This window comes from Streptomyces sp. NPDC057877, assembly GCF_042796855.1.
Taxonomy (GTDB): Bacteria; Actinomycetota; Actinomycetes; order Streptomycetales; family Streptomycetaceae; genus Streptomyces.
Genome location: NZ_JBHVMS010000001.1, coordinates 740441 through 752385 on the forward strand (window position 1 = coordinate 740441; position 11945 = coordinate 752385).

At 72.6% G+C, this 11945-nt stretch carries 15 protein-coding genes and 1 riboswitch; of the genes, 10 read left to right on the forward strand and 5 right to left on the reverse strand.

What is annotated here, in order from left to right; genetic code table 11:
- Positions 1 to 7 precede the first annotated feature (7 nt).
- Both ACFVQG_RS03205 and ACFVQG_RS03210 read right to left on the reverse strand, forming a co-directional pair.
- Positions 8 to 310, reverse strand: coding sequence for an urease subunit gamma (locus ACFVQG_RS03205; RefSeq protein ID WP_383376206.1), 303 nt, complete (start codon positions 308 to 310; stop codon positions 8 to 10).
- A gap of 133 nt (positions 311 to 443) precedes the next feature.
- Positions 444 to 1073, reverse strand: a complete 630-nt coding sequence (locus ACFVQG_RS03210) for a TetR/AcrR family transcriptional regulator (protein ID WP_383376209.1) — start codon at positions 1071 to 1073, stop codon at positions 444 to 446.
- 132 nt (positions 1074 to 1205) lie between these two features.
- On the opposite strand from ACFVQG_RS03210, the gene ACFVQG_RS03215 reads away from it, so the two are divergent.
- Positions 1206 to 2204 (forward strand): ABC transporter permease, encoded by a 999-nt coding sequence (locus tag ACFVQG_RS03215; RefSeq protein ID WP_383376211.1) that lies wholly within the window; start codon positions 1206 to 1208, stop codon positions 2202 to 2204.
- 69 nt (positions 2205 to 2273) lie between these two features.
- Here the strand turns inward: ACFVQG_RS03215 and ACFVQG_RS03220 are convergent, their stop codons facing one another.
- Positions 2274 to 2552, reverse strand: a complete 279-nt coding sequence (locus ACFVQG_RS03220) for a type II toxin-antitoxin system Phd/YefM family antitoxin (protein WP_383376213.1) — start codon at positions 2550 to 2552, stop codon at positions 2274 to 2276.
- A 103-nt stretch (positions 2553 to 2655) separates the two neighbouring features.
- Between ACFVQG_RS03220 and ACFVQG_RS03225 the strand changes: the two genes are divergently transcribed.
- The 3 genes from ACFVQG_RS03225 (at position 2656) to ACFVQG_RS03235 (ending at position 4590) form a co-directional block, all read left to right on the forward strand.
- A complete protein-coding gene (locus ACFVQG_RS03225) occupies positions 2656 to 3291 on the forward strand; it encodes an ATP-dependent Clp protease proteolytic subunit (protein WP_383376214.1) in 636 nt (211 codons plus the stop codon).
- Positions 3292 to 3298: 7 nt separating this feature from the next.
- Positions 3299 to 3607, forward strand: a complete 309-nt coding sequence (locus ACFVQG_RS03230; RefSeq protein WP_383376216.1) for a hypothetical protein — start codon at positions 3299 to 3301, stop codon at positions 3605 to 3607.
- A gap of 304 nt (positions 3608 to 3911) precedes the next feature.
- Positions 3912 to 4113: riboswitch (cyclic di-AMP (ydaO/yuaA leader) on the forward strand.
- 3 nt (positions 4114 to 4116) lie between these two features.
- Positions 4117 to 4590 carry a C40 family peptidase gene (locus ACFVQG_RS03235; protein ID WP_383376218.1) on the forward strand — a complete coding sequence of 158 codons (474 nt, stop codon included), beginning with the start codon at positions 4117 to 4119 and terminating at the stop codon, positions 4588 to 4590.
- A gap of 56 nt (positions 4591 to 4646) precedes the next feature.
- Here ACFVQG_RS03235 and ACFVQG_RS03240 read toward each other — a convergent pair whose 3' ends face one another.
- The gene (locus ACFVQG_RS03240; protein ID WP_383376219.1) at positions 4647 to 5111 is read right to left on the reverse strand and encodes an ATP-binding protein; all 465 of its coding nucleotides are present in this window, start codon (positions 5109 to 5111) and stop codon (positions 4647 to 4649) included.
- 243 nt (positions 5112 to 5354) lie between these two features.
- Between ACFVQG_RS03240 and ACFVQG_RS03245 the strand changes: the two genes are divergently transcribed.
- Both ACFVQG_RS03245 and ACFVQG_RS03250 read left to right on the forward strand, forming a co-directional pair.
- Positions 5355 to 6215, forward strand: coding sequence for a helix-turn-helix domain-containing protein (locus tag ACFVQG_RS03245; RefSeq protein ID WP_383376221.1), 861 nt, complete (start codon positions 5355 to 5357; stop codon positions 6213 to 6215).
- 10 nt (positions 6216 to 6225) lie between these two features.
- Entirely contained in the window at positions 6226 to 6450 is a 225-nt protein-coding gene (locus ACFVQG_RS03250; RefSeq protein ID WP_383376223.1) for a DUF397 domain-containing protein, read from the forward strand.
- 63 nt (positions 6451 to 6513) lie between these two features.
- On the opposite strand, the gene ACFVQG_RS03255 is transcribed toward ACFVQG_RS03250, so the two are convergent.
- Positions 6514 to 7659, reverse strand: coding sequence for an 8-amino-7-oxononanoate synthase (locus tag ACFVQG_RS03255; protein ID WP_383376225.1), 1146 nt, complete (start codon positions 7657 to 7659; stop codon positions 6514 to 6516).
- A gap of 375 nt (positions 7660 to 8034) precedes the next feature.
- Here ACFVQG_RS03255 and bioB point away from each other — a divergent pair, with 375 nt between their 5' ends.
- Genes bioB through ACFVQG_RS03275 form a run of 4 tightly spaced genes read left to right on the forward strand, consistent with a single transcriptional unit; the run spans position 8035 to position 11940 of the window.
- Positions 8035 to 9183 carry a biotin synthase BioB gene (bioB, locus tag ACFVQG_RS03260; RefSeq protein ID WP_383376227.1) on the forward strand — a complete coding sequence of 383 codons (1149 nt, stop codon included), beginning with the start codon at positions 8035 to 8037 and terminating at the stop codon, positions 9181 to 9183.
- Complete coding sequence (locus ACFVQG_RS03265) at positions 9176 to 10456, forward strand: adenosylmethionine--8-amino-7-oxononanoate transaminase (RefSeq protein ID WP_383376229.1); 1281 nt, start codon at positions 9176 to 9178, stop codon at positions 10454 to 10456. Before bioB ends, ACFVQG_RS03265 begins: the two co-directional genes overlap by 8 nt.
- A gap of 1 nt (position 10457) precedes the next feature.
- On the forward strand, positions 10458 to 11231 hold the full coding sequence (gene bioD, locus ACFVQG_RS03270) for a dethiobiotin synthase (RefSeq protein WP_383376231.1): 774 nt from the start codon (positions 10458 to 10460) through the stop codon (positions 11229 to 11231).
- A 28-nt stretch (positions 11232 to 11259) separates the two neighbouring features.
- On the forward strand, positions 11260 to 11940 hold the full coding sequence (locus tag ACFVQG_RS03275) for a class I SAM-dependent methyltransferase (protein ID WP_383376233.1): 681 nt from the start codon (positions 11260 to 11262) through the stop codon (positions 11938 to 11940).
- Positions 11941 to 11945 lie beyond the last annotated feature (5 nt).

Genomic DNA, 11945 nt, shown 5'->3' on the forward strand with positions numbered 1-11945 from the left:
CAGCCCCTCAGACGATCGGCTCGTGGACGGTGACGAGCTTGGTGCCGTCCGGGAAGGTCGCCTCCACCTGGACGTCGTGGATCATCTCGGGGACGCCGTCCATGACGTCGTCCCGGGTGAGGACCTTGCGTCCGGAGGCCATGAGTTCGGCGACGGTCCGGCCGTCCCGGGCGCCTTCGAGGATGTGCGAGGTGATGAGGGCGACGGCCTCGGGGTGGTTCAGCCTGAGGCCGCGGGCGCGGCGCTTGGCGGCCACGTCGGCGGCCACATGGATCAGCAGCCTCTCCTGCTCGTGCGGGGTCAGTTGCATGTCCCGTCCCACCTCCTCGCTCCGGGCCGTGCGGGGCCCGGTCGCCGCGGCCACCAGGCAAAGTCCCTGGTGGCGTGGAGGGGCAGGCTAGTTGTCATGAGTTTCGGGCACGTTAACCCCGCCGTGGCCCGGATCAGCCGACGGGGCGTACGGCGTCCATGCTCATCAGCGCCCGCAGCCCGTTGCCGAGTGCTTCCATCGGCACGGGTCCGAACAGGGACTGCTGCACGATGAACCCCTGCGCGGTGGCGATCATCGTGCGGGCCACGTCGTCCGCGGGCAGGTCGGTGCGCATCATCCCGCTGTCCTGGTAGGCCTGCACCACCTTGGTCCAGGCCGCGAGCACGGCGCCGTAGCCCTCCCGCAGGACGGCCGCCAGTTCCTCGTTGCGCACGGTCTCCGTCCAGACCTGGACGACCAGTCGGGGGAAGCCGGGCTGTCCGTCGACGGCGAGGAACTCGCGGGCGGCCAGCGTCCGGCCGAGGACGGTGGTGATCAGGGCGTCCGGGGTGGGCGGCGGGGTCTGCCGGGCGGCCTCCTCGAAGGCGCCGCGGATCTCGCCCATCACCTCGGAGACGATCGCGGCGATCAGCGCGTCCTTGCCGCTGAAGTAGCGGTAGACGGCACCGGCGGACAGGTCGACCTCCTTCAGCACGTCCTGCATGGACGTGGCGTGGAAGCCGTTGCGGGCGAAGCAGAGGGCGGCGCCGTCGAGGATCTGGCGGCGGCGGGCGTCGAGGTGTTCCTGGGATACGCGGGCCATGCCGCAAAAGTAAAACGAACATTCCTTCTTGACAAGGGAGCCGCCCGGAGCCACGGTGGAGGCAGCGCAAAAACGAACGATCCTTCTTTTTACTGCCCGCCCCACTCCGGGCGCTCCACCCGAGGAGACCCCATGTCCGCCACCCCGGCGCCGCTGAACCGCCGCATGATCGCCGCCGCCGTCCTCGTCCCCGTCATCGCCGCGCTCGCGCTGTGGGCCTTCGCCTGGCCCGCCGCGCGCACCGCGCCGCACGACCTGCCGCTCGGCGTGGCCGGACCCACGGCCGCGACCGCACCGGTCCAGGAGCGCCTGGAACAGCGGGAGGGCGCCTTCGAGATCCACCACTACGACGACGAGGCCGCCGCCCGCGAGGCGATCGAGGACCGGACCGTGTACGGGGCGGTCGTCGTCGGCGAGAGCGGCCCTCAGCTGCTCACCGCGTCGGCGGCGAGCCCCGTCGTCGCCCAGCTCCTCCAGCAGGCGGTGGCGGAGCAGGCGTCGGCCGACGGCGCGCGGCTCAGGACCGTCGACGTGGTGCCCGCCCCCGAGAGCGACCCGCGGGGCGCGGCGCTGAACGCCAGCGTGCTGCCACTCGCCCTGACCGGCATCGCGGCCGGAGCCGTGGTGAGCGTGCTCGGGCTGCGCGGGGCGCGCGCGGTGACCGCGCTGGTGGGCGCCGCGGCGCTGACCGGACTGGCCGCGGCGGCGATCGGGCACAGCTGGCTGGAGGTCCTCACCGGCGACTGGTGGGCCGAGGCGGCGGCGCTGGGGCTGGCGGTGCTGGCCGTGGGCGCCGCCGTCGCGGGGCTCGCGGCGCTCATCGGGACGGCCGGGCTCGGGATCGGCGCCGCCGTGGTGATGCTGTTCGGCAACCCGTGGGCCGGTGCGGCCTCGGCGCCGCAGTTGCTGCCCGAGCCGACCGGGTTCATCGGTCAGCTGCTCCCGCCCGGCGCGGCGGCGACCCTGCTGCGCTCGGTGGCCTACTTCGACGGCGCGGCGGCGACCGGCCCCGCCCTCACGCTGGCCTGGTGGTCCGTGCTGGGCCTGGGCGCGGTGCTGCTGGGCACCATGATCACGAACCGGGGGAAGATCGCCCCGCGCACCGCCCCGACGCCGGTGCTCGCGGGCTGAGCAGCCGGGACACAGGGCCCGACCCCGCCAGGTGGCGCGGGGCCGGGCCCCGCGCGGTTCTGCGGGGGCCTACGCGGGACCCGGCCCCCTGTGCTCAGCGGTGATGCCGAAGCGCTGACGCTCGCGGGGCGCGGCGGACACCTCACGGACGCCGGAGACCGCGCTGCCGACCTGCTCGTCCACGGGTTCCGGTTGCTCCTCCAGGCGTTCGAGGTCGGCGGCGGAGACCAGGGCGACGAGCGGCTTGCCGTGCCGTGTCACCACGACACGCTCACCGCCGTACACCACCCGGTTGATGAGGTCGGCGAGTTCAGCCCGGGCTTGGGTCACCGGAATCTCGTAGGCCATGACTCCCAGCTTACGGGCCGCCCTTCTCCCAGAGAATGTACGTCCTGTACATTTTTTACAGACAGCTCTCCGGAGACAGCATCGCCGCGAGGAGGGGTCCGCCATGACCCGACCGTCCGCCCGCCATGTCCTGCCCGAGTTCACCGAGCGCACCGGTTTGGGCAACCGCACCATGGACCCGTACGCCAAGCTCCTGGAGGGAAGGATCGTCTTCCTCGGGACGCGGCTCGACGAGGCCGCGGCGGGCGATGTGATCGCCCAGTTGACGCATCTGGAGCACACCTCGCCGGACCAGGACATCGCGCTGTACGTCAACTCGCCCGGCGGCTCCTTCAGCGCCATGTCGGCGATCTACGACTCGATGCGCTACGTCAGCTGTGACGTGCGGACCTTCTGCATGGGCCAGGCCAGCGCCACCGCCGCGCTGCTGGTGGCCGCGGGCGCGCCCGGCAAGCGGTGCGCGCTGCCCGGCGCGCGCATGGTGCTGCGGCAGCCCGCGCTGCCCGAGCCGGTCGGGGGGCGGACGTCCGATCTGGCGGTCCAGGCGGCGGAACTGACGCGGATCCGCGGCCGGATCGAGGAGCTGCTGGTACGGCACACCGGGCGCACGCCGGAGCAGGTGGCCGAGGACGTCGAACGGGACACGGTGCTCGACGCGCACCAGGCGGTGGAGTACGGCCTGGTGGACCAGGTCGTCCCGGACCGTCGGGACGTGACGCCCTCGTCCGGCGCGAGGTGAGCCGCCGGTGCTGCCACCCGAGCTGCCGCCGCTGCCCGCCCTGACGCGGGCCGAGGGCGAGTTGATCGACCGTTATCTCGACGTGGTGGACCTGGTCGGCCGGATCAACCCGGCGCACCCCGGCGACACCTACCGCGGGCTGCGCGCCGCCCAGGCGCTGGTGGGCAAGGCGGCCGAGTTGCGCGACGCGCTCGCGCTGATGCACCGGCGGGGCGAGACCGAGCTGCACTCGTCCACACTCGAGCGGGCGCTGCGCGTCCTGGACGGTGAGCGCCGCACGGCGCGGGTCACGCTTCCGGCGCGCTCCGACAGTTGACGCGATGACACCCGGTCGGGAAGTGAAACGATCCGAACGGCGTACCCCCCGTTGGAGTAGAACTTCGTCGTTTTGCGAGACCCCCACGGTTGCGCAACACGCGTGCTCCGAAGGGGGGGCACGGAGTTTCGCCGCTGGTCCGGGCCTGCGCACCCACCCCGCCAACTGATCGAACAGGGGCCTGTCCACCCGAACGGGCGAGTGGTGAGGAACAACACAAATCCCCGGTTCCATTGGGATTTTCGGACATGCGTGGGTGAAGATCCCTGTCTGACGACAAGGCCCCGCCACAGCGGCGGGGCGGTCCGGGCGGACGCCGAGTCCTGCCGCCGCCCGGACGACCGGTCGACAGGAGTGGATCGGCAGGAGTGGAGGACCCGAGCAAGACGGGCCACCGGGGCACAGGTTCCGGGCGGTCCTTGGGGTGAAGCCGCAGCACGCGGCCGGGCAACTTCGCCAGCCCGAATCCGACAGGTCATCCTTCACAGGCGGCTGACGAAGGGTTGCGCATGACCACGCACAATCGAGTCCCGTCACTCATGGCCCGGGCAGGAACGGCCTCGGCCCTCACCCTCGCCGCCGTGGGCGGCTCCCTCGTGATCCCCGGCGCCGCCTCCGAGGCCCAGGCCGCCACACCGGCCAAGAAGGCGCTCCAGGTCGCTGCCTCGAAGCAGGGGTCTCCGTACAAGTACGGCGCCGCCGGACCACGCCGGTTCGACTGCTCGGGGCTCACCCTGTACTCGTACAAGAAGGCGGGCAAGAAGCTGCCCCGCACCGCCGCGCAGCAGTACAACAAGACGCGCCACATCTCGGCGTCCAAGCGCAGGGCCGGGGACCTGGTCTTCTTCCACTCCGGCTCCAGCGTGTACCACGTCGGCATCTACGCCGGGAAGGGCAAGATCTGGCACTCCCCGAAGACCGGGGACGTGGTGCGGCTCCAGAAGATCTGGACGAAGAGCGTCTGGTACGGCCGGGTCGCCTGACCCGGGGGCGCGGTGGCGGGGCCCTGAGGCGCCGCCACCGCCCCCTCATGACCGGCTCAGGGCTCCTGGCGCCGCGCGGCGGTGACCGGCCCCGCCGGAACGGCTCCGGGCCACGGCAGTTCGATCAGCACGGTCTTGCCGCCCTCACCGGTGGGACGGACTCTGAGTCTGCCGCCGCACTCCGTGGTCAGCCAGCGGATGATCACCATGCCGCGGCCGTTGTCCTGCTGCACGGCGGCCGGGAGCCGCTTGGGGAACCGCGGATGACTGTCGGTGACCCCGATGCTCAGCTGTTCGTCATGGTGCAGCCGCAGGTCCACCGTGAAGGTGGGTGACTGCCCGAAGGTGTGCTGTACGGCGTTGGTGGTGAGTTCGGAGACGATGAGCCGTACGGTGTCGGCCACCTCCGACTCCGGTGACAGGCCCCACTCCCCCAGCGTCCCGACCGCGAAGGCCCGGGCCGCGGAGACCGAGGCGGGATCGCTCGGCAGAGTGACGGATGCTTCCAAATGGTCTGCCATGGCGACGTCGTCCCTTTCCCACGGGACCGCGGTCCGACACTCAGCGGCTGGTTCGAGTACGGTCCCGGACTGGTGCTCGTCGCCAGACTGCCACTACCGCGCCGTTCTCGGTGGCGATCCACCAAGATATGCATATATCTGTCCCTCGAAGCGGTGAACTCTGCGACGGCAGACCGTATTTGGTTGGGCCGCATGGAGTCTCGGCGAAGAGTGGGCCGAGTGGCCGGAAGTGAGGAGCCTCCCATGCAGCACGGTCCCGCGGTACGCCGCCGGAAGCTGGGTGCCGAACTGCGCGCGCTGCGCGCCCGGCTGGGAGTCACCAGTGGCGAGGCTGCCAGACTGGTGGGTTGGCACCAGTCGAAGGTGAGCCGGATCGAGACCGGCGCCAGCGGGGTGAAACCGGCCGATGTTCGGTTACTGCTGGACGCCTACGGCGTCGAGGACCCCGAACTGCGCGAACTGCTGCTGATGCTGGCCGGTTCCGACGAGGGCGGCGGGCGGCACCACTGGTGGCACGCCTATCGCGGGGTACTGCCGCCCACCTACCGGGACTTCATCAGCCTGGAGTCACAGGCGACCGCGATGCGCACGCTGGAGACCTCCGTGGTGCCGGGGCTGCTGCAGACCCCGGAGTACGCCCGAGCGGTGACCCGGGCCGCGCTCGGGGGCGGGGCGCAGGACCAGTTGGAGGCCCTGGTGGAGGTGCGGCTGGCCCGGCAGGAGGTGCTGCGCTCACCGCGTCCGCTGAGGCTGAGCGCGGTCCTCGACGAGGCCGTGCTGCGGCGGAAGGTGGGCGGGCCGGGCGTCATGGCCCAGCAGCTGGTCCGCCTGGTGGAGGCGGCCCGGCTGCCCCAAGTGCGACTGCAGGTACTGCCGTTCGCCGCCGGGGCGCACATCGGCATCACCGGGCCTTTCGTTATCTTCTCATTTTCGAGCACTTCTGATCTGGACGTGGTGGTTCTCGACCACTTGACGAGTAGCCTCTACCTCGAACGGAAAGAAGACCTGGAGGCCTACACCGAGGCCTTCAGCACCCTGCAGTTCCACGCCCTTACACCCGAGGACTCGTTGGACTACATCGCCGAGATAGGTGACGGCTCGTAAGGAGGCACCCATGACAGCTCCGCCTCGGCACGTACCCACGGCTACCGACCTGCCAGCCGTGCGGTGGCTGCGCAGCAGCTACAGCACCGGAGCGAACAACTGCGTAGAGACGGCCCGTCCGGCAACCGGTCCCTGTGCCGGGCTGCTCGCCGTCCGCGACTCCAAGGACCCGGCCGGGCCCGCGCTGCTTTTCTCCCCCGGGAGCTGGGCGGGATTCACCGCGGCGTTCCGCTGACCGACCCCGCGCGACGCACGGCCGTGTCACGCCGACTCACGGTCGCGTTTCGCCAACGAACGGTCACGATTCGCCGATGAACGGCCGGGTTTCACCCACGACCTGTACAGCGCGTTCCAGCTGTTCCCCGGAGAGGTCCGCGCGGGCGGTCAGCCGCAGCCGCGAGATGCCGTCGGGCACCGACGGAGGCCGGAAGCAGCCCACCGCCAGCCCGGCGGCGCGGCAGTCGGCCGCCCACCGCACGGCGCCCTCCGGGGACGGCGCCCGCACCGAGACGACGGCGGCGTCCGGACGTACCGCCGTCAGACCCACGGCCGTCAGCCGGTCGTGGAGTTCGCCCGCCACCGCGCGGGCCCGTGCCGCCCGCTCCGGCTCGCGGCGCAGCAGCCGCAGCGCGGCCAGGGCGGCTCCCGCCGCGGCGGGAGCGAGCCCGGTGTCGAAGATGAACGTCCGGGCCGCGTTGACCAGATGGGCGATCACCCGGGCGGGGCCGAGGACGGCACCGCCCTGGCTGCCGAGCGACTTGGACAGCGTGACGGTGACCACGACGTCCGCGGCCCCCGCGAGCCCGGCCGCGTACGGGGCACCCCGGCCGCCGTCGCCCAGCACGCCGAGCCCGTGGGCGTCGTCCACCACCAGTCCCGCGCCGTGCTCCCGGCACGCCGCGGCCAGTTCCGCCAGCGGGGCGGCGTCGCCGTCCACCGAGAAGACGGTGTCGGAGACGGCGACGGCGGACCCGTCATGGGTCCCCAGCGCCTTGCGCACGGCGTCCGGCTCGGCGTGCGCCACGACCTGCGTGGTCCCGCGGGCCAGTCGGCAGCCGTCGATGAGGGAGGCGTGGTTGCCCGCGTCGGAGACGATCAGCGAGCCGTGCGGGGCGAGCGCGGTGACCGCGGCGAGGTTGGCCGCGTAGCCCGAGGAGAAGACCAGCGCCGCCTCGAAGCCGCAGAAGTCGGCCAGTTCGCGCTCGAGTTCGGTGTGCAGCTCGGTCGTGCCGGTGACCAGCCGCGAGCCGGTCGAGCCCCCGCCCCAGGCACGCGCGGCCCGCGCCGCGCCCTCGGTGACCTCGGGATGCCGGGCCAGCCCCAGGTAGTCGTTGCTCGCCAGGTCCAGCAGCGGCGAGTCGGCGGGGCGGGGCCGCAGGCTCCGCACGAGCCCGGCCCGGCGCCGCAGCTCCGCCTGCTCGTCGATCCAGCCGAACGCCGCCATCGATCCTCCGGTGATTTTGTAGGCAGTCAACAGACCCTAGGGGTCTGCGCGGCGGATCCCGCCGGAGACGCGGGGCCCGGCACGCACATCTGCCGCGTTGTCGTCACTCGCCAACTCCCCCAAGCCCTCGGCTCCGCTCGAGCAGGGGGGACCCCCCTCGCGTCGACTCCCGCCTCCGCCTTGCAGCTGCGCGCACCAAGCCCCGCTCACCTGCACTGATCGTCTTTCCGTCGCCTTCCTCCGGCCCGATCCACCGCACAGACCCTAGCGGGGAACCGCGCAGCTCAGAATGTGGCAATACCCACACGACGAAGTGCCGGTGTTGTACGAAGTCTCCTTGGCCCGGAGCGGCACCTTACGACAGGATCGGCTCTCATGGACCTGCTGAACACGCTGGTGGAGAAGGGGCTTCGGCGCGAGCTGCCGAGCCGCGAGGAGGCGCTCGCCGTCCTCGCCACCTCCGACGACGAACTGCTCGACGTGGTGGCCGCGGCCGGAAAGGTGCGCCGCCACTGGTTCGGCCGCCGGGTGAAGCTCAATTACCTCGTCAACTTGAAGTCCGGACTGTGTCCGGAGGACTGCTCCTACTGCTCCCAGCGCCTGGGCTCCGAGGCCGGGATCCTGAAGTACACCTGGCTCAAGCCCGAACAGGCGTCCGAGGCCGCGGCGGCCGGTCTCGCCGGGGGCGCGAAGCGGGTCTGTCTGGTGGCCAGCGGCCGGGGTCCCACCGACCGTGACGTGGACCGGGTCTCCGAGACCATCAAGGCGATCAAGGACCAGCACGAGGACGTCGAGGTGTGCGCCTGCCTCGGGCTGCTCTCCGACGGCCAGGCGGACCGGCTGCGGCAGGCGGGCGCGGACGCCTACAACCACAACCTCAACACCTCCGAGGCGACCTACGGCGACATCACCACCACCCACACCTACGCCGACCGCGTCGACACCGTGCGCAAGGCGCACGCGGCCGGGCTGTCCGCCTGCTCCGGGCTGATCGCGGGCATGGGGGAGGGCGACGAGGACCTCGTCGACGTGGTCTTCGCGCTGCGCGAGCTGGACCCCGACTCGGTTCCGGTCAACTTCCTGATCCCGGTCGAGGGCACCCCGCTGGCCAAGGAGTGGCACCTCACCCCGCAGCGCTGCCTGCGGATCCTGGCCATGGTCAGGTTCGTCTGCCCGGACGTCGAGGTGCGCATCGCGGGCGGCCGTGAGGTCCATCTGCGCACCCTGCAGCCGCTCGCCCTGCACCTGGCCAACTCCATCTTCCTCGGCGACTACCTGACCACCGAGGGCCAGGCGGGCAAGGCCGACCTGGAGATGATCGCGGACGCCGGGTTCGAGGTGGAGGGGGCGGGCGAGGTGACGCTGCCGGAGCACCGGGCGGGTGGCGCCTGCGGTACCACGGAGAGCACCTGCGGTACCACGGAGGGCGCCTGCGGTTCCGCGCCGCAGGGGAACGAGGCCCGGCCGGACCTCGTCGCCGTACGCCGCCGCGGTGCCGGAACGGACCTCGCGCCCAATGCCTGACCTGAGCGTGCCCGAGCTGCTGGACCTGGACCGGGCGCACGTGTGGCATCCGTACGGGCCGATGCCGGGCCGTCAGGACCCGCTGGTCGTGGGGTCGGCGAGCGGGGTGCGGCTGCGGCTCGCGGACGGCTCGGGCGAACTCGTCGACGGGATGTCGTCGTGGTGGTCGGCCATCCACGGCTACCAGCACCCGGTGCTCGACGAGGCCGTGCACGAGCAGCTCGGCCGGATGAGCCATGTGATGTTCGGCGGGCTCACCCACGAGCCCGCCGTCCGGCTGGCGAAGCTCCTTGTCGACTTGTCGCCCGAGGGTCTGGAGCATGTCTTCCTCGCCGACTCCGGGTCGGTGTCGGTCGAGGTCGCGGTGAAGATGTGCCTGCAGTACTGGCGCTCGCTGGGCCGCCCGGAGAAGCACCGCCTGCTCACCTGGCGCGGCGGCTACCACGGCGACACCTGGCAGCCGATGTCGGTGTGCGACCCCGAGGGCGGCATGCACCAGCTGTGGAGCGGTGTGCTCCAGCCGCAGGTGTTCGCCGAGGCGCCCCCGGCCGAGTACGAGGAGACCTACGCCGAGCGGTTGCGCGAGCTGATCGGGCGCCACGCGCACGAGCTGGCCGCGGTGATCGTCGAGCCGGTGGTGCAGGGCGCGGGCGGGATGCGGTTCCACTCCCCCGGGTATCTGCGGGTGCTGCGCGAGGCGTGCGACGCGCACGACGTGCTGCTGGTGTTCGACGAGATCGCCACCGGGTTCGGCCGCACCGGGGCGCTGTTCGCTGCGGAGCACGCGGCCGTGACACCGGATGTGATGTGCCTGGGCAAGGCGCTGACCGGCGGCTATCTGACGATGGCGGCGACTTTGTGCACCTCGGGGGTCGCGGACGGGATCTCCCGGGGCGAGGTGCCGGTGCTCGCGCACGGGCCGACGTTCATGGGCAATCCGCTCGCGGCGGCCGTCGCCTGCGCGTCGATCGGGCTGCTGCTCGGCCAGGACTGGCTGGCGGAGGTCAAGCGGATCGAGACCGGGCTGCGGGAGGGCCTCGCCCCCGCGGCGGAGCTTCCGGGCGTGCGGGACGTACGGGTGCTGGGCGCCATCGGCGTCGTACAGCTGGACCGTCCGGTGGACATGGCCGCGGCGACCCGGGCCGCGGTGCGTGAGGGTGTGTGGCTGCGGCCGTTCCGGGATCTGGTGTACACGATGCCGCCGTACGTCACCGGGGACGCGGACGTGGCACGGATCGCGCGCGCGGTGTGCGCGGCGGCGCGGGAGGGATGACATGCCGGTCCTGATCATCACGGGCACGGGCACCGAGGTCGGCAAGACGGTCACGACCGCCGCGGTCGCCGCCGCCGCGCTGGCGGCCGGTCGTTCGGTGGCCGTGCTCAAGGGCGCGCAGACGGGCGTACGGCCCGAGGAGCGCGGGGACGCCGAGGAGGTGGCCCGGCTCGCGGGTGCCGTGACGGCCGTCGAACTCGCCCGGTACCCGGAGCCGTTGGCCCCGGCGACCGCGGCCCGGCGGGCCGGGATGCGGCCGGTGGGGCCGCGGGACGTCGCCGAGGCCGCCGCCAAGCTGGCCACCGAGCACGATCTGGTGCTGGTGGAGGGCGCGGGCGGGCTGCTGGTCCGGTTCGACCCGGACGGCGGCACCCTGGCCGACGTGGCGGCGCTGCTCGGGGCGCCGGTGCTGGTGGTGGCCACGGCCGGGCTCGGCACCCTCAACACCACCGAGCTGACGGCGCGTGAGCTGGCCCGGCGCGGGCTGGAACTGGCCGGTGTCGTGATCGGCAGCTGGCCCGTGGACGCCGACCTCGCCTGCCGGACCAACCTCGCCGACCTGCCGGAGGTGGCCGGGGCGCCGCTGCTGGGCGCGCTGCCCGCGGGTGCCGCCGCGCTCGATCCGGGTGCCTTCCGGGCCGCGGCGCCGGGCTGGCTGGCGGCACGGCTGGACGGGACGTGGGAAGCGGAGACGTTCCGGGCGCGCGAGGCGCCGCCGAAGCCGGTGCCTTTGGCGGGGGGTGCCGGGGAGCCGGGCGGGGGACAATCGCGGTAGGGCCACGCTCGTGGGCGAGGAGGTCGCCATGCCGATACGGACCGTCGGTGCCCGGAAGGTGAGCCGTGACGCCGTGCGTCACCCGCTGTTCGCGCGGTACTACGCCCGGGTCAGCGTCGCCGCCGAGAGCAGGATGGGCATGGCCCGGGTGCGCGACCGGCTGCTCACCGGGCTCTCCGGACGGGTGATCGAGATCGGCGCGGGCAACGGCCTGAACTTCGCCCACTATCCGGCGGCCGTCTCCGAGGTCGTCGCGATCGAGCCGGAGCGGGTGCTGCGGCAACTGGCGGTGGAGTCCGCGCTGCGTGCCGAGGTGCCGGTCGACGTGGTGCCGGGGGCGGCGGAGGCGCTGCCGGTCAAGAGCGAGGCCTTCGACGCGGTGGTGCTGTCGCTGGTGCTGTGCAGCGTCCGGGACGTGGAGCGCGCCCTCGGTGAGGTGCGGCGGGTGCTGCGGCCGGGCGGGCAGCTGCGGTTCTTCGAGCACGGGCGCGGCGGCGGCCGGATGATGACCTTCACCCAGCGGGCCCTGGACCGCACGGTGTGGCCGCCCCTGAACGGCGGCTGCCACCTGGCCCGCGACCCCATCGCCGCGCTGCGCGACGCCGGGTTCGAACTGGGCCCGTACCGGCGGCTGTTGATGCCGGAGAAGGGGCCGCGGCTGCCCACGTCCTTCTGTGTGCTGGGCACGGCGTGGCGGCCGGAGTCGTAGGCACG

Excerpts from the sequence above, each read along its gene's own strand:
- ACFVQG_RS03205 (WP_383376206.1), bottom strand. The coding sequence starts at position 310 with ATGCAACTGACCCCGCACGAGCAGGAGAGGCTGCTGATCCATGTGGCC.
- ACFVQG_RS03210 (WP_383376209.1), bottom strand. The coding sequence starts at position 1,073 with ATGGCCCGCGTATCCCAGGAACACCTCGACGCCCGCCGCCGCCAGATC.
- ACFVQG_RS03215 (WP_383376211.1), top strand. The coding sequence starts at position 1,206 with ATGTCCGCCACCCCGGCGCCGCTGAACCGCCGCATGATCGCCGCCGCC.
- ACFVQG_RS03220 (WP_383376213.1), bottom strand. The coding sequence starts at position 2,552 with ATGGCCTACGAGATTCCGGTGACCCAAGCCCGGGCTGAACTCGCCGAC.
- ACFVQG_RS03225 (WP_383376214.1), top strand. The coding sequence starts at position 2,656 with ATGACCCGACCGTCCGCCCGCCATGTCCTGCCCGAGTTCACCGAGCGC.
- ACFVQG_RS03235 (WP_383376218.1), top strand. The coding sequence starts at position 4,117 with ATGACCACGCACAATCGAGTCCCGTCACTCATGGCCCGGGCAGGAACG.
- ACFVQG_RS03240 (WP_383376219.1), bottom strand. The coding sequence starts at position 5,111 with ATGGCAGACCATTTGGAAGCATCCGTCACTCTGCCGAGCGATCCCGCC.
- ACFVQG_RS03245 (WP_383376221.1), top strand. The coding sequence starts at position 5,355 with ATGCAGCACGGTCCCGCGGTACGCCGCCGGAAGCTGGGTGCCGAACTG.
- ACFVQG_RS03250 (WP_383376223.1), top strand. The coding sequence starts at position 6,226 with ATGACAGCTCCGCCTCGGCACGTACCCACGGCTACCGACCTGCCAGCC.
- ACFVQG_RS03255 (WP_383376225.1), bottom strand. The coding sequence starts at position 7,659 with ATGGCGGCGTTCGGCTGGATCGACGAGCAGGCGGAGCTGCGGCGCCGG.
- bioB (WP_383376227.1), top strand. The coding sequence starts at position 8,035 with ATGGACCTGCTGAACACGCTGGTGGAGAAGGGGCTTCGGCGCGAGCTG.
- ACFVQG_RS03265 (WP_383376229.1), top strand. The coding sequence starts at position 9,176 with ATGCCTGACCTGAGCGTGCCCGAGCTGCTGGACCTGGACCGGGCGCAC.
- bioD (WP_383376231.1), top strand. The coding sequence starts at position 10,458 with ATGCCGGTCCTGATCATCACGGGCACGGGCACCGAGGTCGGCAAGACG.
- ACFVQG_RS03275 (WP_383376233.1), top strand. The coding sequence starts at position 11,260 with ATGCCGATACGGACCGTCGGTGCCCGGAAGGTGAGCCGTGACGCCGTG.